16 protein-coding genes are annotated in these 23,345 nt (G+C 69.6%); 7 read left to right on the top strand and 9 right to left on the bottom strand.

What is annotated here, in order from left to right:
* Positions 1-355: 355 nt before the first annotated feature.
* The 4 genes from ACSIH6_RS24475 to ACSIH6_RS24460 form a co-directional block, all read right to left on the bottom strand.
* Positions 356-829: an RHS repeat-associated core domain-containing protein gene (locus ACSIH6_RS24475; RefSeq protein ID WP_435110653.1), complete on the bottom strand. Its 474-nt coding sequence runs from the start codon at positions 827-829 to the stop codon at positions 356-358.
* 307 nt (positions 830-1,136) lie between these two features.
* Positions 1,137-4,298 carry an RHS repeat-associated core domain-containing protein gene (locus tag ACSIH6_RS24470; RefSeq protein ID WP_435110652.1) on the bottom strand — a complete coding sequence of 1,054 codons (3,162 nt, stop codon included), beginning with the start codon at positions 4,296-4,298 and terminating at the stop codon, positions 1,137-1,139.
* A 494-nt stretch (positions 4,299-4,792) separates the two neighbouring features.
* Complete coding sequence (locus ACSIH6_RS24465) at positions 4,793-6,601, bottom strand: phosphoenolpyruvate carboxykinase (GTP) (protein WP_435110666.1); 1,809 nt, start codon at positions 6,599-6,601, stop codon at positions 4,793-4,795.
* Between the two features lie 370 nt (positions 6,602-6,971).
* The gene (locus ACSIH6_RS24460; protein ID WP_435110651.1) at positions 6,972-7,895 is read right to left on the bottom strand and encodes a universal stress protein; all 924 of its coding nucleotides are present in this window, start codon (positions 7,893-7,895) and stop codon (positions 6,972-6,974) included.
* Between the two features lie 222 nt (positions 7,896-8,117).
* Between ACSIH6_RS24460 and ACSIH6_RS24455 the strand changes: the two genes are divergently transcribed.
* Positions 8,118-8,837 carry a DUF998 domain-containing protein gene (locus ACSIH6_RS24455; RefSeq protein WP_435110650.1) on the top strand — a complete coding sequence of 240 codons (720 nt, stop codon included), beginning with the start codon at positions 8,118-8,120 and terminating at the stop codon, positions 8,835-8,837.
* Between the two features lie 89 nt (positions 8,838-8,926).
* On the opposite strand, the gene ACSIH6_RS24450 is transcribed toward ACSIH6_RS24455, so the two are convergent.
* On the bottom strand, positions 8,927-11,107 hold the full coding sequence (locus ACSIH6_RS24450; RefSeq protein WP_435110649.1) for a HelD family protein: 2,181 nt from the start codon (positions 11,105-11,107) through the stop codon (positions 8,927-8,929).
* A 290-nt stretch (positions 11,108-11,397) separates the two neighbouring features.
* On the opposite strand from ACSIH6_RS24450, the gene ACSIH6_RS24445 reads away from it, so the two are divergent.
* A complete protein-coding gene (locus tag ACSIH6_RS24445; protein ID WP_435110648.1) occupies positions 11,398-11,994 on the top strand; it encodes a hypothetical protein in 597 nt (198 codons plus the stop codon).
* Positions 11,995-12,051: 57 nt separating this feature from the next.
* Here ACSIH6_RS24445 and coaA read toward each other — a convergent pair whose 3' ends face one another.
* Positions 12,052-12,957, bottom strand: coding sequence for a type I pantothenate kinase (coaA, locus tag ACSIH6_RS24440; protein ID WP_061079412.1), 906 nt, complete (start codon positions 12,955-12,957; stop codon positions 12,052-12,054).
* Between the two features lie 284 nt (positions 12,958-13,241).
* Here coaA and glmS point away from each other — a divergent pair, with 284 nt between their 5' ends.
* Positions 13,242-15,137 carry a glutamine--fructose-6-phosphate transaminase (isomerizing) gene (glmS, locus tag ACSIH6_RS24435; protein WP_435110647.1) on the top strand — a complete coding sequence of 632 codons (1,896 nt, stop codon included), beginning with the start codon at positions 13,242-13,244 and terminating at the stop codon, positions 15,135-15,137.
* A 170-nt stretch (positions 15,138-15,307) separates the two neighbouring features.
* On the opposite strand, the gene ACSIH6_RS24430 is transcribed toward glmS, so the two are convergent.
* Together ACSIH6_RS24430 and ACSIH6_RS24425 are read right to left on the bottom strand one after the other, a co-directional pair.
* On the bottom strand, positions 15,308-15,676 hold the full coding sequence (locus ACSIH6_RS24430) for an STAS domain-containing protein (RefSeq protein ID WP_435110646.1): 369 nt from the start codon (positions 15,674-15,676) through the stop codon (positions 15,308-15,310).
* Positions 15,677-15,828: 152 nt separating this feature from the next.
* Positions 15,829-16,380 (bottom strand): ATP-binding protein, encoded by a 552-nt coding sequence (locus ACSIH6_RS24425; RefSeq protein ID WP_435110645.1) that lies wholly within the window; start codon positions 16,378-16,380, stop codon positions 15,829-15,831.
* Between the two features lie 323 nt (positions 16,381-16,703).
* Between ACSIH6_RS24425 and ACSIH6_RS24420 the strand changes: the two genes are divergently transcribed.
* Positions 16,704-17,588: a Sco1979 family transcriptional regulator gene (locus ACSIH6_RS24420; RefSeq protein WP_435110644.1), complete on the top strand. Its 885-nt coding sequence runs from the start codon at positions 16,704-16,706 to the stop codon at positions 17,586-17,588.
* A gap of 539 nt (positions 17,589-18,127) precedes the next feature.
* On the top strand, positions 18,128-18,364 hold the full coding sequence (locus ACSIH6_RS24415; RefSeq protein ID WP_435110643.1) for a DUF397 domain-containing protein: 237 nt from the start codon (positions 18,128-18,130) through the stop codon (positions 18,362-18,364).
* A 272-nt stretch (positions 18,365-18,636) separates the two neighbouring features.
* On the opposite strand, the gene ACSIH6_RS24410 is transcribed toward ACSIH6_RS24415, so the two are convergent.
* Positions 18,637-20,001, bottom strand: a complete 1,365-nt coding sequence (locus ACSIH6_RS24410) for a KamA family radical SAM protein (RefSeq protein WP_435110642.1) — start codon at positions 19,999-20,001, stop codon at positions 18,637-18,639.
* Positions 20,002-20,328: 327 nt separating this feature from the next.
* On the opposite strand from ACSIH6_RS24410, the gene plsX reads away from it, so the two are divergent.
* Together plsX and ACSIH6_RS24400 are read left to right on the top strand one after the other, a co-directional pair.
* Positions 20,329-21,453 carry a phosphate acyltransferase PlsX gene (plsX, locus tag ACSIH6_RS24405; RefSeq protein WP_435110641.1) on the top strand — a complete coding sequence of 375 codons (1,125 nt, stop codon included), beginning with the start codon at positions 20,329-20,331 and terminating at the stop codon, positions 21,451-21,453.
* Between the two features lie 126 nt (positions 21,454-21,579).
* Complete coding sequence (locus ACSIH6_RS24400) at positions 21,580-23,322, top strand: pentapeptide repeat-containing protein (protein WP_435110640.1); 1,743 nt, start codon at positions 21,580-21,582, stop codon at positions 23,320-23,322.
* Positions 23,323-23,345: the final 23 nt, after the last annotated feature.

Raw genomic sequence — 23,345 nt, 5'->3', positions numbered from 1 at the left:
TATCGAGGGCCCTCGTTGTGTTCGAGTGCATGCAGGAGTAGTGCCGAGGGCCTGCCTGAATCTTATGGCCCCAGACAGACCCCCGCAGTCAGTGAGAAAAGACCTCACTTGCGATATTTTATTATTCGTCTTTGCTCGATGCGTTCTTCTGGGTGGCGGAAAAGAAAAGAACGACGATGCACGCAATAGAGATGCAGAGCAATATTGCCGCAGGAATGCATGCGCCATACAGGAAGCTGACTGCGGCTCCTGAAAGCGCCACCACGGAAAAAACTGCCGCTTCTACCGGTTGTACTCCTTTTTTTCTCTTCAATACCTCTCGGCTTCTCCGTCTTTTATTGTTGGTTTCACTATTTCACAGCAACCGGCCAGCAGGAGGGCATCCACCTCGCTGATAGAAGGTCGCTCCCCACAGTGTGGCCGCCCCAGTAATGAAGAATAGTGCCGCTCCGCCTGTACTCGCAATGAAGAAAGTACTGAGAAGGAACAGGCCTGCAACAACAAGCCCGGCTATGGCCTGTTCAGTACAAGAAACGAGACCGGTCGGATCCATCAAGTTGATGGGGTCGCACTGGGCGTAGGCGTAGTTGTTGAGTTCCTGCCGGGACGGATCCGGCTGGGTGAAGCCCATCGTGAACGTGCTGTGGAAGCGGTGGTTCAGGTGCACCGTGCCGTCCTGGAACTGGTAGGCGCCGGTGAACCCGAACGGGCTCAACGCCGCAGCTGCGGTCCCTTCCAGGCTCTCAGAGGTGCGCTCGCCGTAGGGGCTGTAGTCATAGACCACGTCCGGGGACTCAGCCTCCGACCCCTCAGCGGCCAGAGCCAGCACACACGGGAAACTAGGTTCCAGAACAGTTGGATATTACATTATTCTCTATTCTTTCTAACCACCCCACGCACAGCCCAGAATATGAGACCAGACGCAGACATTACCACCAATAGCCCAAGGGCGACCAAAGTAGCCCCCCAGACATCGCCACTCTGCCTAAAGTTTATTGCGAAAAATAGAACTAATACTACCAATGCCACAAAGGCAAGATATATATTCCGCATTCGTTCTTTTTTCATATCATGCTTCCCCTGCAGAAGAACTTCTGCCTCCACCTCCCCGAAGGGAGGTGGAGGCAGAAACTATACTAGGTCGTCATGCTGGCTGAGATTCGACCTCCGCATGCCCGATCGATCGCCTGCACTTGGCTGATCACAATGAGCCCGGATCCAATGGCAGCAACAAAGCCCATCGGGGTGGCGGCAAAGGGAAACGAAAGCCCCGTGACGATAAGCCCCAGAATGAAACCGTTGATCGCTTCGTTGCAAGAATTGAGTCCGGTGGGGTCGGTGTTGTTGATGGGGTCGCACTGGGCGTAGTTGTAGTTGTTGAGTTCCTGCCGGGAGGGGTCCGGCTGGGTGAAGCCCATCGTGAACGTGCTGTGGAAGCGGTGGTTCAGATGCACCGTGCCGTCCTGGAACTGGTAGGCGCCGGTGAACCCGAACGGGCTCAACGCCGCCGCCTCGGTCCCCTCCAGGCTCTCAGAAGACCGCTCGCCGTAAGGGCTGTAGTCATAGACCACGTCCGGGGACTCAGCCTCCGAACCCTCAGACGTCAGCGCCAGCACAGTGTTCTGCTGGTCGAGGGTGTAGTGGAAGCGCTCGTTGCCGTCCCAGGCCACCATCGAGACCAGGCGTCCCTCGGGGTCGCGCACGAAGCTGGTGCGCTCGCCGTCGGAGGCGATGTTGGTGACCCCGAGCGCGGTGTTGGACAGTTGCCGTTCCACCCGGGTGCCCTCGTGCACGTCGGTGACGCCGCGCATCTGGGTCTGGTCGGTGGTGTCATAGCTCAACCACGAAGCCAGCTCGCCCTCACCGTCGTCGGAGCGCAGCGTCTGGTTGGTCACCGAGTACTCGTAGACGTACTCACCCCGCGAGGTCATGTTCCCGGCCTCATCGTGACCCACCTGCGCGCCGCGAGCCGAAGTGGGCTGGTCGGCGTCGTTGTAGGCGAACTCCTCAGCCCCGGCGGTGAGCAGGTTGCCGACGTCGTCGTAGGTGTAGTCGGTGGTGCCGTCGCTGGTGAGCCGGTCCAGGCCGTCGTAGGTGAAGGTCTCGGTCTCACCTTGGACGGTGCGCGACTGGAGCTGGTCGCTGTCGGCGCCGTCGTCGTCGTAGGAGTAGGACGCCTCGACCAAGCTCTGACCAGCCGTCCCGGTGGTGGTGATACCGGTCAACCGCCCCGAGTCGTCATAGGCGCGCTCCTCCACAGCTCCGTCCGGGTGGGTGATGGACGTGCGGCGGTTGTTCTCGTCGCTGGTGAAGGTGGTCTCCACGCCCGTGTGGTCGACCAGCGAGGACAGCCGGAACGCGGCGTCGTAGCCGTAAGTCGTGGTCTTGCCGTGTTCGACCATCTCGGTGACGTTGCCCGCGGCGTCGTAGGCGTAGGTGGTCGTCTCGCTCCCGGCCGAGTCGGTGCGCACGGTTTCGAGCAGGTCGCCGCGGCCGTTGTAGGAGTGCTCCACCGTCGCCTGGTCGGTGTGCGTGGCCACCTGGCGGCCGTTGCCGTCGTATTCGATGGCCTGCAAGACCTGGCCGCCGTGGGCGATGCGGACCACACGGTCGAGGCGGTCGTAGCCGTACTCCAAGGTCACACCGTTGCCGTCGGTGACCGAGGTGACCCGGGACAGGGAGTCGTAGCCGTATTGGGTGGTGCCCATCGGCCCCGGCTCGTCCATCGCCGTCATGTTCCCGGCACGGTCGTAGGAGTAGTCGGTGGTGTTGCCGTTGGCGTCGATGACCTGGTTGACCAACCCGTTGGAGTGGTACCGGATGTCGGCCACTTCGATGTCCATCTCCTCCTGCACGGCGGAGGTGAGGTTGCCCGCGTCGTCGTAGGACATCTCCAACGTGTCCCCGTCCGGGGTGGTCACGCTGGTGGGCTTGGCCGGGTTGGCGGTGTCGGTGAACCCGACCGACGTGGCGGCTCCCGTGGGCAACTCAGTGCCGATGAGGTTGTTGAACTCATCGTGCTCATAGGTCACCGAGGCTTGCAGGGCGTCGGTGGTGGTGGCCACGTCCGAGTTCGCCGTCCAGGTCTGGGAGCGGGTGTTACCGACCTGGTCGGTCGCCGAGGTTTGCCGTCCCCGGTCGTCGAACTCCAGAGTGGACTCGCCACCTTCGGGGTCGGTGACCGTGGTCTCGGGGTTGTTCCACCCGCTCTCGGCATAGGAGTAGGAGGTGGTGGCCCCGTCCTCGCTGCTATCGGGCACGGTCAGGCTGGCCACGTCACCGTCATCGTTGTAGGCGATTTTCCACACCGCGCCGGTGGCGTCGGTGATCGACGTCAGCAGTCTGCCGCCGGGGCCGTTCTCGCTCTCGTGGTAGCCGAACTCGATGTCTTGGCCCGCGCGATCGGTCAGCGTGGAGGTGCCGTCTTCGTTCGAGGCGTAGGACGTGGCCGTCTCACCGACCGGGTCGGTGATGGTCGGGATAGCTCCGCTGTCCCAGTCGAAGGTGGTGACCCGGTCCTGGGTGTCCACGACCGAGACCAGGTTCCAGTTGGTGTCGTAGCGCATCCGGTGGGTGTTGCCGTTGCGGTCGGCCTGGGAGTACAGCCACCCGTTGGCGTTGAAGGTCCACACCTGGTCCTCGTACTCGCCTCGGTGGAAGGTCAGCGCGTAGTGGCCATTGGACAGCTCCTCCAGTTCGGCGTTGAGCCCTGGGGGCGGGGTGAAGGAGCCGTCCTCTTCGATGTCGAACTCCTCGCAGTACCCGGAGGGGCCCTGGAAGAAGATGCCGTTGCTGTAGATGCGCAGACCCACGTCCTGGCCGTGGGACAGGCTCCAACCGCCGTAGAGGGGTTCGGAGTTGTAGAAGCTGGACACCGACAGGTCCAGGCCGGTCCCGGCCATGGTCAGGTTGCGGTGGCGCACGACGAGGTTGCCGTTGTGGGTGTTGACCGCCAACTCCATGCGGTCGCTGATCTGGTGGCGCTCCAACGGGTACCAGGACTGGATACCGCGGGCATCGCCGTGACCACAGCTGATCACCCGGGCCTCGGGGTCCTGGGCGAAGGTTTCGGCTTCGTCTTCGGATCCGGGCGGGGCCCAGGGTTCGTTGGGGGGTTCTCCGCCCACGGGTTCGGTGTTGGCCTCGCCCGGCTCCCAGATTTCGGGGACCGGGACGGTGCGATCGGCGGGTGAGTGCGGATCAGTGTCGGCCAGGGCCGGGGGCGCGGACAACAGCCCCAGCACGAGGGTGGAGACGGCCGTACAGGCCGCCAGGGACCAGGGGATGTGCCTTCTCACGAGGGGGATCGCTCCCAGGGTAGGGATGTGCACGGGGAACACCCGGTCATGACGGCCCCGAGGGTCCGTTTCCGGGTGGCTCAGGCACCCGGTACGTTACGGAATGTCGCCGCGCGATCACCATGAGCCCAGGGTGAAGGGCGTGACCCTGGGTGAAAAGGTCCTTCGGGAAGTTTGACAGTGGGGGAAACGGAGAGTGACCGCGTTCGTGCACGTGAGCGCGAACGCCTAGGAAAACAGGGTGTTACGTGCGTCGGCTGATAACTTCGTGCTCTGGTGTACGGGGTGGCCGGAACCGGCCCCGACGACAACAGTTGCCCACAGGCAACGATCACGCCCCGTCGACACTCCCGGTGATGCGCGGCGTCTGGTGACCGCACGACCGGCCACACGCGCAAGGGGCGCGGGCACCGTCGTGCCCGCGCCCCTCTTCGCGGGCCCCGTGCGCGGAAGGGGGCCCTGGTCAGGGGGCTGTCACGCCCCCGTCGCGGTCGTTACCGGCTTTCCAGGCGGTCCAGCAGGGCGTGGTACTCGTCCCACAGCTCGCCGGGCAGGTGGTCGCCGAAGGTCTTGAAGAACTCCGGTACCAGCGCGGCCTCCCGCTTCCACACCTCGCGGTCGACGTCGAGCACGAAGTCCATGTCCTCGTCGGAGACGTCCAGCCCCTCGGTGTCGATGCCACCGGCCACGGGCAGGTAGCCGATCGGGGTCTCGACGGCCTCGGCCTCGCCCTCCAGGCGCTCGACGATCCACTTGATGACGCGGCTGTTCTCGCCGAACCCGGGCCAGACGATGCGGCCCTCAGCGTCCTTCTTGAACCAGTTGACGTAGAAGATCCGAGGCAGCTTGGCCTCGTCGGCACCCTGGCCCAGCCTCACCCAGTGGGCGAAGTAGTCGCCCATGTTGTAGCCGCAGAACGGCAGCATGGCGAAGGGGTCGCGGCGCAGCTCGCCCACGGAGCCCTCGGCGGCGGCGGTCTTCTCCGAGGAGACGTTGGCGCCCAGGTAGACGCCGTGCTGCCAGCCGAAGGACTCGGTGACCAGCGGCACGGCGGTGGCGCGGCGCCCGCCGAACAGGATGGCCGAGATCGGCACGCCCGCCGGGTCCTCCCACTCGTCGGCGATGGTCGGCGCCTGCCCGGCCGGGGTGGTGAAGCGGGAGTTCGGGTGGGCGGCGGGCTCACCCGAGCCGGGCGTCCAGGGACGGCCCTTCCAGTCGGTGAGGCCCGCGGGCGGCTCCTCGGTGAGGCCCTCCCACCACACGTCGCCGTCCTCGGTCAGGGCGACGTTGGTGAAGATGCTGTTGCCCCAGAGGGTCTCCACGGCGTTGGCGTTGGTCTTCTCGCCGGTGCCGGGCGCGACACCGAAGAACCCGGCCTCGGGGTTGATGGCGCGCAGCTGCCCCTGCTCGTCGAAGCGCATCCAGGCGATGTCGTCGCCCACCGTCTCGACCTTCCAGCCGGGGATGGTCGGCTGGAGCATGGCCAGGTTGGTCTTGCCGCAGGCGCTCGGGAAGGCGGCGGCGACGTAGTGCGACCGGCCCTTGGGCGGGGTGACCTTGAGGATGAGCATGTGCTCGGCGAGCCAGCCCTCGTCGCGGGCCATCACCGAGGCGATGCGCAGCGCGTAGCACTTCTTGCCGAGCAGGGCGTTGCCGCCGTAGCCCGAGCCGTAGGACCAGATCTCACGGGTTTCGGGGAAGTGCGAGATGTACTTGGTGGAGTTGCAGGGCCATGCGACGTCCTGCTGGCCGGGCTCCAGCGGGGCGCCCACGGAGTGGACGGCCCGGACGAACTCGCCGCGCTCCTCGATCAGGCGCAGGGCGGCGCTGCCCATGCGGGCCATGACGCGCATGGACACCACGACGTACGGGGAGTCGGTGATCTCGACCCCGAGCTGGGAGATGGCGCCGCCCAGCGGTCCCATGCAGAAGGGCACGACGTACATGGTGCGGCCGCGCATGGCGCCCCGGAATACCTCGCCGAAGGTGGCGCGCATCTCGTCGGGGGCGATCCAGTTGTTGGTGGGGCCCGCGTCGCTCTCGCGCTCGGAACAGATGAAGGTGCGGTCCTCCACGCGCGCGACGTCGCTCGGGTCGGACTTGCAGTAGAAGCTGTTGGGGCGTTTGTCCGGGTTGAGGCGGACGAAGGTGCCCTGCTCGACCAGCTGGTCGGTCAGACGGGTCCACTCCTCCTCGGACCCATCACACCACACGATCTCGTCCGGCTGCGTGAGCTCGGCGACCTCCCGCACCCAGGAGGCGAGCTCCTCGTGTTTGGTCGGCGCGTCCACGTCGGTATCCACGGCAGTCACAGCGGCTCCTTCTCAAGGTCGAGATCTCTCGCATCATGAACGACGATCCCCCGCAGTGACCAATTGGTTTAGGCCAATGGTCTACAGAACTCGCAACGGGAGGACGGCTTTCCCTGTGCGGTAAGGGTTCCGCGTGGTCTACCACCGAGTACGTACGCGCACGAACGAGGACTGTTCCGGTGCTGCTCGGAACCGGTTCCCCTGTCAGAAGGGGGAACCGCATACCGCGATCGACACACCGTGCTGTTCGTCACACTCCGCGTCCGGGGCCCGGACGCGGGCACTGGACCTGTGCCGCCAGGACCTGGGAGTGAAGGCGTGTCAACGCAGGTGGGAGCGGCAGGGGCGGCGCCGGACCGGATCAGCGCAGGATGGCGACGGGTCCCCTGGCACCGTGCAGGACGGAGTGGCTCACCGATCCGAGCAGCAGCCCGCGAAAGCCCCCGCGCCCGCGCGAGCCGACCACGATGAGGTCGGCGGGGGTGGCCTCCTCCAGCAGGGCGATCACCGGGTGGGCGCGCACGACGCGGGTGCGCACCGGCACACCGGCGTGGCGCGTGCGGGGCCCGGCCAGCTCCTCCTCCAGCGCCTGCCGTGCGGCCTCGGCGGCGGTCGCGTCGTCGAACAGCTCGGGCGGGATGGGCCCGGTCGCGGCGGCGAAGGCCACCAGCGGCTGCCAGGCGCTCACCGCGACCAGTTCGGTGTCGGCGAAGTCGGCCTGCGCGAAGGCGAAGTCCACCGCGCGCCTGCTGGGCTCGGACCCGTCGATGCCCACGATCACCCGGCCCCGCACGCCGTGCGCGGACGCGTGCTCCCGGGGCAGCACGATCACCGGGACGGGGGCTCGGGCGGCCAGCTCGATGCCGACGGAGCCGACGAACGCGGCCACGATCCCGCTCAGCCCGCGTGAGCCGACCACCACGGCGACGGCGCCCTCCGCGGAGGCCTCGGCGAGCAGGGCCTCCACCGGGCGGGCGTACGAGAGCCGTTTCTGCACCCGCAGCTCGGGGAAGAGCCGCGCCACCCAGTCCCCGGCGTACTCCAGCAGGGACTCGGCCCCCTGGGCGTCGACCTCGTCGGGGAGCACGTCCGGGGCGACGTCGGGGTCGGCGTGCGCGTGCCCCGCGAACACGCCGACGGAGGCCAGCGGCCCCGCGGCCGCGACGATCCGGACCCCGAGCCCGCGCAGCATCGCCTGGTGCGCCGACCACTCCAACGCGTGGCGGCTGGATTCCGTGCCGTCGACCCCCACGATCACCCATCGCGTCGTGGATGCGCCGTCCATGCGTGCGCCCTTCTCGTCGGCCGTCCCTGCCCCGCGTATTCCGCCGGTGTCCCCCGATGATGCCGTGTGAACACGCACCCGTGGATAACAGTGCCGACGCGAGTTGGGTGAGACAGGGCACCACGGGTAGGGGATGGCGGCACAGCGGTGGTTCGGCCACGTGCCCTCCGGGGGATGTCTCCACGGGGGGCGTGGGAACGTTCGTGGAAAGCAGGAAGCACGATGTCGCACTCCACGCAGTTGCACTGGGACTACAGGGACGGGAGGGTCGCGGCCGTGGTGGCCGCGCTCGTGTACAGCCTGTGGGCCGTGGAGGTCATGCTGCCCGGCGGCAGCGCGGCCCAGGGGGCCCTGGCCGTCCAGAACTCGGACTTCGCCAGGTTCCTGGAGAGCGCGCACCGCATCGGGGCGATCCTGGTGGTGATCGCCGCCGGGATCGGGCTCGGGCTGGGCGCGAGGGAGAAGACGGGCCACCTCCTGGCGGTGTCGTGGTGGTGCATGGTCGTGTTCGGCGCGGCGTCGCTGGCCACCACGTTCTTCCCCGGGCCGTGCGTGGTGTCCACGGACGTCCCGTGCGCGACGGAGTCGCTGGCGGAGGGGCTGGAGGGGGCGACGGCGACCCAGGCCGTCGTCGCGGCGGTCGCGCTCCTGGCCGCGTTGGCGAGCGCGGTCGTGCTGGCGGTGGACCGGCGCCGGATGGGCGACGGCAAGTGGCCGCTGGTGGCCGTCGTGGCCGCGCTCCAACTGGTCAGTGCCATCGCCGTCCTGGTCGCGGCGGTACGGGTCTACGCGGGCGGGGGCGACGGCGACCCGGGGGTCGTGTTCAGCGCCCTGCAACGGGTCCACCTGGTGACGGTGGCCCTGTGGCTGCTCACCGCGGGCCTGCTGCCCAGCCTGTGGAAGCGGTCCTGGACGCCCCAGGGGGCCCGCGCCGAGCGCTGAGGGACGAAGCGGGAGCCGCGCACGCGCCGGGCACCGCGGATCCGGCGGCCCGGGGCGAACACGCGCCCCGGACGCGCTCCCGCCCGCCGTCACGCCTCGGTGTCGCGGAGTGCCTCGGGCAGGGGGCGCGCGTGCACCACGTGCAGGGTGCTCACCGCGCGGGTGAGCACCACGTAGAGCCGGTTGACGCCGCGTTCCTCGGCCTCGACGACGGCGGCGGGCTCGGCGACCACCACGGCGTCGAACTCCAGGCCCTTGGCCAGGCTCGCGGGGACCGCGACCAGGCGTCCCACATCCGGTCCGGCGTCCGCTTCCCCCAGCAGCGGCGCGGTCAGCCCCTCGGCCCCGAGCGCCTCGCGCAGGGCGGGCAGGTCGGCGTCGGCGGCGATGAGGCCGACCGAGCCCTCCCCCCTGAGCGCGGTGCGGCAGGCGTCGGCGACCGACGCGGCCAGGTTCCCCTCCGCGGGGGTGATCCGCAGTGCCCCGGGCGCGCGGCGCACGGCGACGGGTGCGCCCAGCCCGGGGGCGATCGCGGGCAGCAGGCGGGCGGCGAAGTCGATGATCTGGGCGGGGACGCGGTAGCCGCGGTCCAGGACGCTCAGGTGGCCGGTGGGCTTGCCCAGGTGCTCCAGGAGCGTGGACCAGTTGACGGCCGCCGAGGGGCTGGTGCCCTGGGCGATGTCGCCGAGCACGGTGAGCGAGCCGGACACGCAGCGGCGGCCGATCGCCCGGCACTGCATGGGGCTCAGGTCCTGGGCCTCGTCCACCACGATGTGGCCGATCCCGGCGGGGCGCTCGACGAGCGAGGCGGCCTCGTCGAGCAGGGCCAGGTCCTCCTCCGACCAGAGCGCCGTCTTGGGGCCGCGGGGTTTTCCCGGCAGCAGGACGGCGGCCTGCTCCTCGGCGGTGAGCAGCCCCTCGGCCGCGCGGGCCAGGCGCTCGGGGTCGGTGAGCAGGCCGAGCACCAGCTTGAGCGGGTCGGCCTTGGGCCACATGGCGGTGACGGCCGACCTCACGGCCGGGTCGCGGCGCACCTGCGCGTGGGTGCGGTCGTCGCAGACCTCGCCCTGGGCCTCCATGAGGGAGAGCACGGCGTGGGCGATGCGGTGGGAGAGGAGTTCGCGCCCGGAGCCGTAGGCGACGCCGCGTTCGGCCAGCTCGTCGAGGAGGGGCCGCAGGTCCTCGGGGTACAGGCGCCAGCGGCGCGACCCTCGGCGGACCATGACCGCCTCCTCGGGTGTGCGCAGGTGCGACCACAGGTCGCGGCGGACCACCTCGGCCATGCGGGCCTGGCCCTTGATCCGGGCGGCGCGGGGCTCCTCGGTCCGGCGCACCCACCCGGCGGCGGGGCGGGACCGCTCGGGCAGCCCGGCGGTGAGCATCTCGGTGACGGTGGTCTGGTGGACGTCGACCTCGCCGAGGGCGGGCAGGACGTCGCGGATGTAGGAGAGGAAGGAGCGGTTGGGGCCGACGATCGCCACGCCGGCGCGGGAGAGCCGTTCGCGCTCGGTGTAGAGGAGGAAGGCGATGCGGTGCAGGCCGACGGCGGTCTTGCCGGTGCCGGGCGCGCCCTGCACGCACAGGGTGGTGCCGAGCGGGGCGCGGACGAGGCCGTCCTGCTCGGGCTGGATCGTGGCGACGATGTCGCGCATGGGCCCGGTGCGGGGGCGTTCGATCTCCGCGTCCAGCAGGGCGCTGGCGCGCTGTTCGGCCCCGCTCCGGGCGACGGTGAGCGGCTCGTCCTCGAAGGCGGTGAGCACCACCTCCGGGTCCGCGTCGCGGCCGTGGTCGATCGTGGTGAAGCCGTAGCGGCGGCGCAGGCGCACGTCCATCCGGTCGCCGGGCGAGGCCCGGTAGTAGGCGACGCAGATGGGGGCGCGCCAGTCCAGGACCATCGGGCGCCCCTCGGCGTCGTGGACGTGGCGGCGGCCGATGTGGATCCGGTCGGGCTCGGCGTCGGGGTCCGGAGCCGCGGTTCCGGCGCCGTCGGACACGGCGTCGTCCAGGAAGACGGTGCCCGGTTCGAAGTCGAGGCGGCCGAAGAACAGCGGGGCCCCGGGGACGTCGGCCAGGGCCGCGAGGCGGCGCTCGCGGCCGCGGCGCAGGGCGGCGTTGGTGACCTTGTCGGTGACGACGTCGCCCAGGACGAGCGCGCTGCCCTCGGTCTCCTCCCGCATCCGGTCCAGGGCGGCGCGGGCGGCGGCGAGGCGGTCGCGTTCGGCCCGGAGTTCGGGGCTCACGGGCACGGCGGAGGAATCGGTCGTGGACATGCGGCGACCTCGGAGGGATCGGCGGGACAGGAACGCGGCAGCGCGCGTGCGCGGGTCCCGCCCCGGTCGCCGCGAGGGCCCGGTTCGTTCCGATCCATGAGAGCGCACAGCACCCGTTCAGGGGGCGCTGCCGAAAAGAGCCACCAGCCTAACCCGTCCCGGGGTCCTCACCAAACCGGCCCGGAACCCCGGTCCCCGGCCGTGCCGCCGCCGGTGCGCGACCGCCCGTGGAGGAGGGAACCAACGTGGGCACGGGACCGTCCGAAGGGCCGGGAAAGGACGGTACTCACATGCACCACGTTCAGGGCGACCTCGTACTACGGCCCGGCCTTCGGGCGGGATGGGCCAGGTTGGGCGTCGGGGTGGTGACCGGTGTGGTCGTGACCGCCGGCGTCGCGTTCCGCGTCGGCCCGGGGGCGGCCCTGGCCGCGGGCGCCGCGTGGACCGTGCTGGTCGCGGTGGTGGCCGTGCACCTCCACCGCGCCAGGATCGTGCTGACCGCGCACGAGATCGTCCTCAAGGGGGCGTTCCTCCAGCGACGCCGGCCACGGTCGCACGCCGTGTGGACGATCCGCGCGACCGTCGTCCAGCCGCGCGGGGGCCCCTGCGACACCCTGTTCGTCCTCGACGCGCACGGCGGCGTGCTCGTCCGGGTGTACGGCGCCAACTACACGACCGAGGACATGGACCGGCTGGTGAGCGCGCTCGGGCTGCCGTGCAGCGGCCCGGAGGGGCCTGTCACCCCCAAGGATCTCAACCGGTTCCGCCCCGGTCTCGTGACGTGGTTCGAGCAGCACGCCTACCTGCTCGGAATGGCGTTCGCGATCTCCCTGACCCTGGCCGTCGTGGCGGGTGTACTGATCGGCGTGGCCCTGACGGCGGGGTAGCCGCGGTGGGGCGTTCGGCCCGGCGGCGCCGCCGGGCCGGACGCCCCGCCGGGCCGGTCAGGTCTTGCGCAGCCGCACCCGGCTCACGCGGTGGTCGTCGCCCTTGTACAGGATCAGGGTGGCCCGTCCCCGGGTGGGACGGATGTTCTCCACGAGGTTGACCTCGTTGATGGTGCGCCAGGTGTTGGCGGCGAACTCCAGCGCCTCCTCCTCGCCGATGGCGGTGGCCATGTGGTGGAAGTAGGAGCGCGGGTCGGAGAACGCGGTGCGGCGCAGCTCGCGGAAGCGGTCAAGGTACCAGCCACGGATGTTCTCGACCCTGGCGTCCACGTAGATGGAGAAGTCGAAGAAGTCGGCCACGGCCAGGCGCCCCACGGAGGGGGTCTGGAGGACGTTGATGCCCTCGACGATGAGGATGTCGGGTCGGTGCACGGTCTGGCGCTCGTCCGGCACGATGTCGTAGTTCAGGTGGGAGTAGACGGGGATGTCGATCCGGTCGGCCCCCGCCTTCATCTCCGACACGAAGCGCACCAGGGCGCGGCGGTCGTAGCTCTCGGGGAAGCCCTTGCGGCGCATCAGGCCGCGCGACTCCAGCACCGCGTTGGCGTGCAGGAAGTTGTCGGTGCTGACCAGTTCCACGTCGGGGTGGTTGGGCCACTGGGCGAGCAGGGAGCGCAGGAGGCGCGCCGTGGTGGACTTGCCCACCGCGACGCTGCCCGCGACGCCGATGATGAACGGCGACGGGCGGTCGGACTCGCCGAGGAAGGCGCGCACCGCGGCGTGCCGCTGCTGGGTCGCGCCCACGTAGAGGTTGAGCAGTCGCGACAGCGGCAGGTAGACGTCCCGCACGTCCTCAAGGGAGGTGGGGTCGGTGGTGCCGCGGAGCTCGGCGAGGTCCGCCTCGGTCAGGGAAAGGGGTGTGGAGGCCCGGAGCGCGGCCCAGGCCTCCCGGTCCATCTCCACGTACGGCGTGGAGAAGCCGTTCTTCGTCGTGTGAGACACGAATGACCACCCTAGGGCAGGGGGTCGACCGCGCCGGGCGGCCGGTCCCCACAAGTACCGCCATGACGCCGGAAACGTGCCCGAAGCCACATGTTCACGACACGTACCCCCAAAATTTTGCCTCTCCTTCCCGCAGGGTGGAATCGGTTCCACTCGTTGCCTCCCCATGCCCCCGACCTGCGCGGTCTACTCCCCATGCACCAAATGGTCTATACCGTTACCTGGGAAAACGACCAGTGGTATGGATGCCTGGTTGGTCGATTCGACCGGCTTCTTCGCTTACGCTGGCGGCCATGTGCGGAATCGTTGGCTACGTCGGGCCGCAACCGGCGCTTGAGGTTGTCGTGGACGGCCTCGCAAGGTTGGAGTACCGCGGATATGACTCTGCGGGTGTGGCTGTGCTGGGCGAGGGCGCCCTGCGCACCGAGAAGCGCGCGGGCAAGCTCGCGAACCTGCGCCGGTCGCTGGAGGAGCGGCCCGTCAGCGGCGACGGCGCCGGGATCGGGCACACGCGCTGGGCCACGCACGGCGCCCCGAACGACGTCAACGCCCACCCCCACGTGGACAACGACAACCGTGTCGCCGTCGTCCACAACGGCATCATCGAGAACTTCGCCGCGCTGCGCCTGGAGCTGGAGGAGCAGGGCTGCAAGTTCCTCTCCGAGACCGACACCGAGGTCGCCGCGCACCTGCTCAACACCGAGCTGGCCCGGACCGACGGGCTCCCCTCCGCCATGCGCGCGGTGTGCAAACGCCTGGAGGGCGCGTTCACCCTCGTGGCCGTCTCCGTGGACGACCCCGACCTGGTCGTGGCCGCCCGCCGCAACTCGCCGCTGGTCGTCGGCCGCGGTGAGGGTGAGAACTTCCTGGCCAGCGACGTGGCGGCGTTCATCGCCCACACCCGCGAGGCGGTCGAGCTGGGCCAGGACCAGGTCGTGGAGCTGCGCGCGGACTCGGTCACGGTGACCGACTACGACGGCAACCCCGTCGACGTGCGCGAGTACCACGTGGACTGGGACGCCTCCGCCGCCGAGAAGGGCGGCTACGACTACTTCATGCTCAAGGAGATCGTCGAGCAGCCGCGCGCGGTGGCCGACACCCTCCTGGGCCGTGTGACGGTCGACGGCCAGCTCACCCTGGACGAGATGCGCCTGTCCCCCGAGGACCTGCGCTCGGTCGAGAAGATCGTCATCATCGCCTGCGGCACCTCCTACCACGCGGGTCTGATCGCCAAGTACGCCATCGAGCACTGGTGCCGCATCCCGTGCGAGGTCGAGGTGGCCAGCGAGTTCCGCTACCGGGACCCGATCCTGGACCAGCAGACCCTGGTCATCGCCATCTCCCAGTCCGGCGAGAGCATGGACACCCTGATGGCGGTCCGCTACGCCCGCGAGCAGCGCGCCCGGGTGCTGGCCATCTGCAACGTCAACGGGTCGACCATCCCGCGCGAGTCCGACGGCGTGCTGTACACGCACGCGGGCCCGGAGGTCGGCGTCGCCGCCACCAAGACCTTCCTCACCCAGCTGGCCGCCTGCTACCTGATCGGCCTGTACCTGGCCCAGGTGCGTGGGCTGAAGTTCGGCGACGAGATCAACACCGTGATCGCCCAGCTGGCCACCATGCCCGAGCAGGTCGAGCGGGTCCTGGAGACGGCCGAGCCGGTCCGCGAGCTGGCCCGGTCGCTGTCGGACGCCGACACGGTGCTGTTCCTGGGCCGTCACGTGGGCTACCCCGTGGCGATGGAGGGCGCGCTCAAGCTCAAGGAGCTGGCGTACATGCACGCCGAGGCGTTCGCCGCCGGTGAGCTCAAGCACGGGTCGATCGCGCTGATCGAGGACGGTGTGCCGGTCGTGGTCGTGGTGCCCTCCCCCAAGGGCCGCAGCGTGCTGCACGACAAGATCGTGTCCAACATCCAGGAGGTGCGCGCCCGCGGCGCCCGCACCATCGTCATCGCCGAGGAGGGCGACGAGGTGGTCCGCCCGTACGCGGACGTGCTCATCCCCATCCCGGCCGTGCCGACCCTGCTCCAGCCGCTCGTGTCCACGATCCCCATGCAGGTGTTCGCCTGTGAGCTGGCCCTGGCCAAGGGCAACGACGTGGACCAGCCGCGCAACCTGGCCAAGAGTGTGACGGTCGAGTAGGAGGACCGGGGAGGGGCGTGTCCGGCGCGCGGCGCCGGGTGCGCCCTCTCCTGTGTCCGGGGCTGGCCCACGTCCGGGGTCGGCTCCCGTGTCTGGGGGCGGCCCGTGTGCGGCGCGGGGCCGCGCCGGGTGCGCGACCGGGTCCGCTCCTCCTCGTGGGAACGCTCCCGTCAGCGCGGGGCGCCGCGTCCGGACCCGTCGTGGGCGGAACGGGCGGCGGAGACGTCGGGGTGGATCGGCAGGACCGCGCTCAGCGCCAGGACGTCGAGGATGCGGGTCAGCTGGCGGGGCGGGCAGGCCAGGAGAAGGTGGTGCCGGACCCCCGCGGCGAAGCGCAGGGCGCGGACGAGGGCGTTGACGCCCGAGGCGTCGATGAACTCCACCGCGGACAGGTCCACCACCACGCAGCCGTCCGTGGCGGCGGCCGTGATCCGGGTGAACGCCTCCTCCGCGGTGGCGATGTCGATCTCGCCGCCCAGGTCGACGACGGTGGTCCCGTCACAGACGAACTGGTCCTGTTCCGTGTCCAGCACGGTCACGCCTCGCTCCGGGGATCGGGTGTAGGGAACTCTGCTCAGGACGCGGTCGGCCAAATGCCGACATGCGTTGACAGCCTACTCTTCCCGGGCGGTCCGTCCGGTGCCGTCCACAGCCCCCGGCGCCCTTTCCCGGAATCCCTCAGGGGCGTGCGTCAGCCCTCACCACCGCATATCGCCCACACGATTTTTCCGCGGCCACTGACCGGTTCCCAGCCCCATTCGCGGCTGAAGGCGGAGACGAGACCGAGCCCCCGGCCCGACTCCGCGAAATGGTGGGCGTCCACCCTGACCGGGGCTTTCTCGCTGGAATCGGCGACCATGCACACCACGCCGCCCCGCCCGCCGTCGAGGCGGCGCAGCTGGACCACGACGCGGCCGCGCGGGCGTCCGCCCTCGGGGATGGCGTGCCGACAGGCGTTGCCCACGAGTTCGGAGACGATCAGCCGAACGTCCTCGACCTCCTCGGAGAACCCCCACTCCCCCAAGGCCCCGGAGGCGAACTCGCGCGCCCGGCGCACCGACTCCGGCGAGGCCGCGAACGCGCCCGCCGCCGCGTCCCTCGTCCGCGCCCGCTCACCGACCGAGAGACGGCCCAGTGGGTCGTCCCACCAGCCGCCCAGGAGTGCCTGGGAGGCCTCCGCGAGGGAGGGGCGGCTCCAGGAGGGCTCGGAGTCGGTCTCCGAGGACACCAGCTCTGCGTTCATCAAGGTCCTCACGAGTGCGCTGTCGGTTGGCCCGGTCCGAGGGGCCATCGTGGCTTACATCTGTAAGACACAGATGCACGTGCAGCTCAACGTCCGGCCTAGAGTATAGGACGAAGCACCCTTATTGGTAGATCCCCTGCGCAGAATTCACAGACGGGCATCCGTATTTACACCAGACCCGTAAGGGGCTCATAGGCCCCAGCCCAATCCCCGCTCACCTCTGTCCGTAACAGGGCCCCGTGGGTATACTGAGCGGTCGCCCGCACCAAAGCCGCTACAGCCGTTGCACAGGAGGCGATGTGGTCGCCGAAGAGGCACAGAATATGCAGGTCACCCAGGATTTCCTGGCCAATTCCAGCGGTGGCCCCACCGTGCTGCGCATTCTCCTGGGAACGCAGCTGCGGCGGCTGCGCCAGGAGAAGGGGATTTCGCGACACGACGCCGGGTACGCCATCCGCGCCTCCCACGCCAAGATCAGCCGCATGGAGCTCGGCCAGGTCAGCTTCAAACGCCGCGACGTGGACGACCTGCTCAAGCTCTACGGCGTGGACCAGGCGGACCAGCGCGAGGCCCTCCTCGGGCTGGTCTCCAGCGCCAACGCCCAGGGCTGGTGGCACAAGTACGGCGACGTGCTGCCGAACTGGTTCGGCGTCTACGTCGGCCTGGAGGAGGCCGCGTCGGTCATCCGTACCTTCGAGGTCCAGTTCGTCCCGGGCCTGCTCCAGAGCGAGGACTACGCGCGCTCGGTCATCCGCCTGTCCCGGACCGCCACGTCGGAGGAGGACGTCGACAGCAGGGTGCGGATGCGCATGCGCCGCCAGCGCAGATTCGTCGAACCGGAGGCGCCCAGACTGTGGGCGGTCATCGACGAGGCCGTGCTGCACCGCCCCTACGGCGACACCGAGGTGATGCGCGGGCAGATCGAGCACCTGGTCGAGATGGCCCGCCGCCCCAACATCACCCTCCAGATCGCCACCTTCGCCATGGGCGGCCACCCCGCCGCGGGCGGCCCGTTCAGCATCCTGCGCTTCCCCACCCCCCAACTGCCCGACGTGGTCTACCTGGAGCAGCTGAGCAGCGCCCTGTACTTCGACAAGTACGACGACACCCACCGCTACGCGCAGACGATGGACCACCTCGCCACCCAGGCGCCGCCGCCCTCCGCCACGGAGGAGATCCTCCGCGGTTTCCTGGAGCGCTACTCCTGACCGCCGTCCCCACCCGCCGGTTCCCGAGCCCCTGACCGGGGTACCCGCCTCGGGACGCCCCCTCCCTCGACCCCGCCGCCAGCTCCCACCACCGGATCCCACTCCTGGGAGCCTCCTCCGCCCCACCGGTCGTCTCCCCCACCGCCTTCCCACGCCTGGTCGCTCTCCGCGCCCAGGCGTTCGCTTTGCGCACACGAAACCGGCCCCCGGCTGGCCGCCTTCGGCCACGACCGGACAACGATCCTCGGGGGCCGAACCCCCGGCTTTCCCGCCGTGTTGGGCGTGACGTGCGGTTCCGTCCCCGAACCACCCGGCGCGCTTGCATAAGTACTTACCGCCGTAAGTACGAATGCACGTGCATAAGCTACGCTTTAGCTCGCACCGGGGATGAAACAACCCAACGGGGTACAGGGCCACCCATGCCCGGGGGTCGACTTCCCGGCGGGGCCCCGGTGGTTCGACACGACGGGCGCGGCGGACTGGACCGCCGCGTGTGGACACACCCCGCTCACGCGTCCCCCACGTTCCAGGAGGTTGAGATGCATCCGATCTACAACGGCGTTCCCGCCGGCAGTCTGCCGAAGGTCGTCTGGACCAAGAGCAGCTGGAGCAATCCGGACGGGAACTGTGTCGAGGTCGCCACGCTTCCGGACGGGGACATCGCCGTGCGCAACTCGCGCGACCCCCAGGGACCGGCGCTCGTCTACACCCCCGCCGAGATCGAGGCCTTCGTGCGCGGTGCCAAGACCGGCGACTTCGACGCCCTCCTGCGCTGACCAAGACCCCCAACCCTCAGACCACCCAGGAAAGGGTCCGCGTCGAGGGTCGCCGTGACCACCCGAACCCGTCCGGCGGCCCGCACTCCGTCCACGGCGCGGACGCGAGCGGAGCCCGGCACCACCGCGGTGCCGGGCTCCGCCTGTGTCCGGGACGCGCGCGGCGGACGGGGCCCGCCCCAGGGACGCTCCACATCCCCTGGGACGGGACCCACCGCCCGCCCCGTCCCGCGCACCCTCAGGGCCGGGGACGCGCGCGGCGCCGGTCCGTTCTACAGGCGGGTGGGGTCGACCAGACCGCCGGGCGCGCCGACCGGCGGCTGCTCCCACGGCAGGTGGGTGGCGCCCAGGGCGGGCTTGAGGTCGAACAGCCACGCGGCCTTCTCGTCGTACTCGGCGAAGAAGGGCCTGCCGACCAGCTCGGGGTCACGCGCCTGGATGAAGTGCAGGACGAAGACCTTCTGGCCCGCCACCTCGGCGACGCCGTCCACGCACACCTTGCCCGGGGTCGCCGACATCGACGGGCCGCGCACCGTGCGGGCCAGGCCCGAGACCTTCTTGTAGGCGTCGCGGAAGATCTCGTAGGCCTCCGCGAGCGGCACCGCGAAGTAGTCCTGCGGGCCCGTGTCACGCTCGACGAACATGTAGTACGGGACCATGCCGTGCCGCAGGTGGGTGCGCCACATGCTCTCCCACACGGCGGAGTCGTCGTTGATCGTGCGGATCAGCGGCGCCTGCGTGCGGATGACGGCGCCGGTCGCGCGGATGCGGCGCACCGCCTCCTGCACGAGCTCGGGCCTCATCTCGTTGGGGTGGGAGAAGTGGGCCATGAACGCGAGGTTCTTGCCCGAGGCCACGACCTTCTCGAACAGGCGCATGGTGTCGTCGGCGTCCGGGTCGGTGACGAAGCGCTGCGGCCAGTAGGCCAGCGCCTTCGTGCCGATGCGGATGGCCTCCAGGTGCTCGATCTCCAGCAGCGGCTCGATGTACTTGGAGATGACCCCCTCGCCCATGATCATCGGGTCGCCGCCGGTGAACAGGACGCTGGTGACCTCGGGGTGCGAGCGGACGTAGTCGACCAGCTGGTCGATCTCGCTGGAGGCGAACTTCAGGTCGGCGTCACCGACGAACTGGGCCCAGCGGAAGCAGTACGTGCAGTACGCGTGACAGGTCTGCCCCTGCTTGGGGAAGAAGAGCACGGTCTCCTTGTACTTGTGCTGGACGCCGGGGATGGGCTCCTCGTTGGCCAGCTTGGGCACGTTGAGGTCCATCTGACCCGCGGGGTGCGGGTTCAGGCGTGCGCGGATCTGGTTGGCGGCCTCGTTCAGCTCCTTGCGCTGGGCGCCAGAGCGCAGCAGGTCGGCGATCCGGGACACGTCGTCCTGGGGCAGCATGTCCGCCTGCGGGAAGACCAGGCGGTAGATCGGATCGTCGGGAGCCGCGTCCCAGTCGATCAGCTCGTCGACGACGTAGCTGTTGACCCGGAACGGCAGCACGGTGGCCACCGCCTGCACCGCGAGCCGCTCGTCGGCGGCGAGTCCGGCTCGCGTGGTGAGCTCGTCGAGGTGTTTCGTCGTGTAGGCACGAAACCGACGTCCGGCGGACGGGGACGTCGCCGCGTCTGGCGTAACGCTCACGCCTCTCCTCTCTGCGGGTGAGCAGGGCGCCCGGCGGGTTGGTGCGGGCAGCCCTGACCCGGCGGTTCCGGTGTGCGGGCACACCGGCGGACCGCCGGAAGGTGTTCGATGTGGTTGTCGCGTGCCGCCGGAGGGTGATCACACCCCGGGGCAGCGAGCGGACATACCCCGTTTAGGGGCTTTTATCCATCATGCGGGAAGTTCAGGCCTGACCTGGACATACGGGAAGTATCCTCGCATGAGTACACGAAAGTGCCTGACGGCGCCGCCCCGGCGCGACCCGATACCGTGTCACCGCGTCCGCCCACCACACCCGTGAGGGAACAGTTGACTGGTACACCCGACGCGGAGGCGTCCGTCGTGCGGCGCCCGTCCCCGCCGATCATCGCCGTGGACGCGATGGGCGGGGACAACGCGCCCGCCGAGATCGTGCGGGGCGCCGTGATGGCCGTCCGCGAACTCGGCCTGCGCGTCCTGCTCGTGGGGCGGCGGAGCGAGATCGCCGCGCTGCTCGCCGAGGAGGGCGCGCTGCGCGACATCCCCATCGTCCACGCCGAGGACAACCTGGCCATGCACGAGGGCGCCCTGGCCAGCTGGCGGCGGCCCCGCTCCAGCGCCGCCGTCTCCTGCCGCCTGATCCGCCGGGGCGACGCCGACGCCCTGGTCTCGGCTGGGTCCACCGGCGGGATCGTGGCGACCTCCACCGTGCGGCTGCGCACCCAGCCCGGGGTGCTGCGCCCGGCGCTGGCTGTGACCCTTCCCACCGGCGAGACGCCCACGATCATGGTGGACGCCGGGGCCAACGCCGACGCCAAGCCCGAGATGCTGGTGCAGTTCGCGCACCTGGGCTGCGCGTACGCCCAGACCGCCTTCGGGGTGCGCAGGCCCAGGGTGGGGGTGCTCACCATCGGCTCGGAGCCGGGCAAGGGCAACAAGCTCGTGCGCAGGGCGACGGAGCTGCTGGCGGCCACCGCGGAGGGGCCCCCGGCGATGGACTTCCGGGGCAACATCGAGGGCCACGACCTGCTGGCGCGCAAGGTGGACGTGGTGGTGACCGACGGCCACACCGGCAACGTGGCGCTGAAGTCGGTGGAGGGCACGGCCGCGTTCGCGATGGAGGCCGTGCACGCGGCGCTGACCTCCTCGACCGCGGCCAAGGCGGGCGCGCTGTTGCAGCGCAGGGCTCTGCGGAGCCTGCGCGAGCGGCTGGACAGCGAGACCTACGGCGGCGCCGCGCTGCTGGGCCTGAACGGGACCGTGGTGATCGCGCACGGCGACAGCCGGGCCAAGGGCGTGGCCCGCGCCTGCCAGCTGGCCAACGACCTGGCGGGCGGCCGCATCGGGGACCAGATCCGCCGCCGGGTGCACAGCCGTCCGCCGAACTGGCTGCACCGCCTGGCCCAGTCCGAGGCGCCGGGGCAGCGGGGCGGCGAGCAGACCGAGGAACGCTGACGGACGGGTCCCCCGGGTGAGGGGATGGTCCGACGGACCCGCCTGGTACGTGGTCGCGGGTGTGCTCCCTGGCCGGATGCGGCAACGTTCAGCCGGCCCCAGGCCGGGCGGTCTACCGTGGCAGCCATGCGCACACCCGCCCCCCGGCAGTTGCTCTGGTTCGCCGTCCTCGTGGTGTCCTTGGCCGCGTTCACCGCCGCTGCTTGGCCCGTGGGGCCCTTCCTCCTTGGTCTGGCCCCGGACGATCTGCCGTTGGGACGAATCGCGCTGGGAACGTTGTTCGCCGCGGTAACGCTGGCCGCACTCGTCCGTATCCGCCGATCTCCGGTCTGGTTGGGATGGCTCATCGCCGGCGCCTGGGCGGTGGCGCTCGCCGCGGTGGCCGCCATGGGAACACTCGTCTGGCTCCTCCTGGGCTCCCCCGGTGTCGAGGGAATCGACCAGCTCTCCCCCAGAGCGTTGGACGCGATCGCCACCCGCTCCTTCGCCGTCGTGGCTGGCATGGGAGGTGTGGCCCTCCTGGTCATCGCCTACCGGCGCCAACGCACCGTGGAGAACGGTGAACAACGCGAGGGCACCAGGCTGTTCACCGAACGGTTCACCACCGCCAGCGAACAGCTCGGCCATGAGCGCGCCTCGGTCCGGCTGGCGGGCGTGCACGCACTGGCTCACCTGGCCGACGACGCCCCCGAGCACCGCGACGACCTGGTGCAGATGGTCATTGACGTGCTGTGCGCCTACTTGCGGATGCCCTACGACCCCGCGCCCGGTCCTCTGCCCAGGAACGCTGGCAGGACCCGACGTGAGGAGCACTACAGGAGGGAACTGGAATTCGCCGCCATGCGGGAAGTGCGCCACACCATCATCCGCGTCATCGGGAACCGCCTGCGCGCGGACACCCGGTGGCGCGGCAAAAACTACGATTTCACCGGTGTCGTCTTCGACGGCGGTGACTTCACAGGCGCCTGTTTTTCGGGAGGCCAGATAAACTTCACCGAAGCCAGGTTCTCCGGCGACAAAATTTTCTTCACCGAAGCCAAGTTCTCCGGAGGACAGGTTTTCTTCACCAAGGCCGAGATTGTCAGTGGTCTGATGGATTTCAGCTCAGCTGAGTTCACCGACGGCTGGGTCTCCTTCGCGGAGGCCGGCTTCACCGGCGGCCGAGCCGACTTCACCGAGGCCAGGTTCGCCGGCAGCCGGGTGGATTTCAGCATGGCCAGCTTCGACAGGGGGCAGGTGTCCTTCGTCAAGGCCGGGTTCGACGGGGGTCATATATCCTTCACCACGGCCAAATTCTCTGGCAGCCAGGTGTCCTTCGCCGGATCCAGCTTCACCGGCGGCTGGATGTCCTTCGCCAAAGCCGAGTTCACCGACGGACAGGTGTCCTTCGCCGGATCCGGCTTCTTCGGCGGGCGTGTTTCCTTTGCCGGGGTGAGTTTTTCCGGCAGCAAGGTGACCTTTGCGAGGTCCAGCTTCACCGGCGGCTGGATGTCCTTCGCCAAAGCCAAGTTCGCTGACGGACAGGTGCTCTTCACCGAAGCCGAATTCTCCGGCGGCTGGGCGTCCTTCGCCGGGGTGGGGTTCACCGGCAGCCAGGTGTCCTTCACCGGTTCCAGCTTCGCCAGCAGACGGGCGTCCTTCATCAGGGCCAGGACCTCCGGTGGTCGGGTGGACTTCAACATGGCCAGGTTCACCGGCGGCCGGGTGACCTTCACAGACGCCAAGGGCGTATCTCCCTACGGTCTACAAGAGGCTCAGGTGCAGGCCATGCCCGGAACCCTGTCCGTACCTGCGGTGTGGGAGCGCTCACCTCGGCAGGAAGCTCCGAGCGCCTCGACCGAGGAACCGTCCGCGCCCAGTGATCCCTGACCGGGGAGGAACGCCGTACGGGC

The sequence above is a fragment of the Nocardiopsis synnemataformans genome, from assembly GCF_965343085.1.
Taxonomy (GTDB): Bacteria; Actinomycetota; Actinomycetes; order Streptosporangiales; family Streptosporangiaceae; genus Nocardiopsis; species Nocardiopsis alborubida.
Note: the sequence above shows the minus strand (reverse complement) of the source record. Positions and strands in the feature narration are given on the sequence as shown.

Excerpts from the sequence above, each read along its gene's own strand:
- ACSIH6_RS24460 (WP_435110651.1), bottom strand. The coding sequence starts at position 7,895 with ATGGACGGCGCATCCACGACGCGATGGGTGATCGTGGGGGTCGACGGC.
- ACSIH6_RS24455 (WP_435110650.1), top strand. The coding sequence starts at position 8,118 with ATGTCGCACTCCACGCAGTTGCACTGGGACTACAGGGACGGGAGGGTC.
- ACSIH6_RS24450 (WP_435110649.1), bottom strand. The coding sequence starts at position 11,107 with ATGTCCACGACCGATTCCTCCGCCGTGCCCGTGAGCCCCGAACTCCGG.
- ACSIH6_RS24445 (WP_435110648.1), top strand. The coding sequence starts at position 11,398 with ATGCACCACGTTCAGGGCGACCTCGTACTACGGCCCGGCCTTCGGGCG.
- glmS (WP_435110647.1), top strand. The coding sequence starts at position 13,242 with ATGCCTGGTTGGTCGATTCGACCGGCTTCTTCGCTTACGCTGGCGGCC.
- ACSIH6_RS24425 (WP_435110645.1), bottom strand. The coding sequence starts at position 16,380 with ATGAACGCAGAGCTGGTGTCCTCGGAGACCGACTCCGAGCCCTCCTGG.
- ACSIH6_RS24420 (WP_435110644.1), top strand. The coding sequence starts at position 16,704 with ATGCAGGTCACCCAGGATTTCCTGGCCAATTCCAGCGGTGGCCCCACC.
- ACSIH6_RS24415 (WP_435110643.1), top strand. The coding sequence starts at position 18,128 with ATGCATCCGATCTACAACGGCGTTCCCGCCGGCAGTCTGCCGAAGGTC.
- ACSIH6_RS24400 (WP_435110640.1), top strand. The coding sequence starts at position 21,580 with ATGCGCACACCCGCCCCCCGGCAGTTGCTCTGGTTCGCCGTCCTCGTG.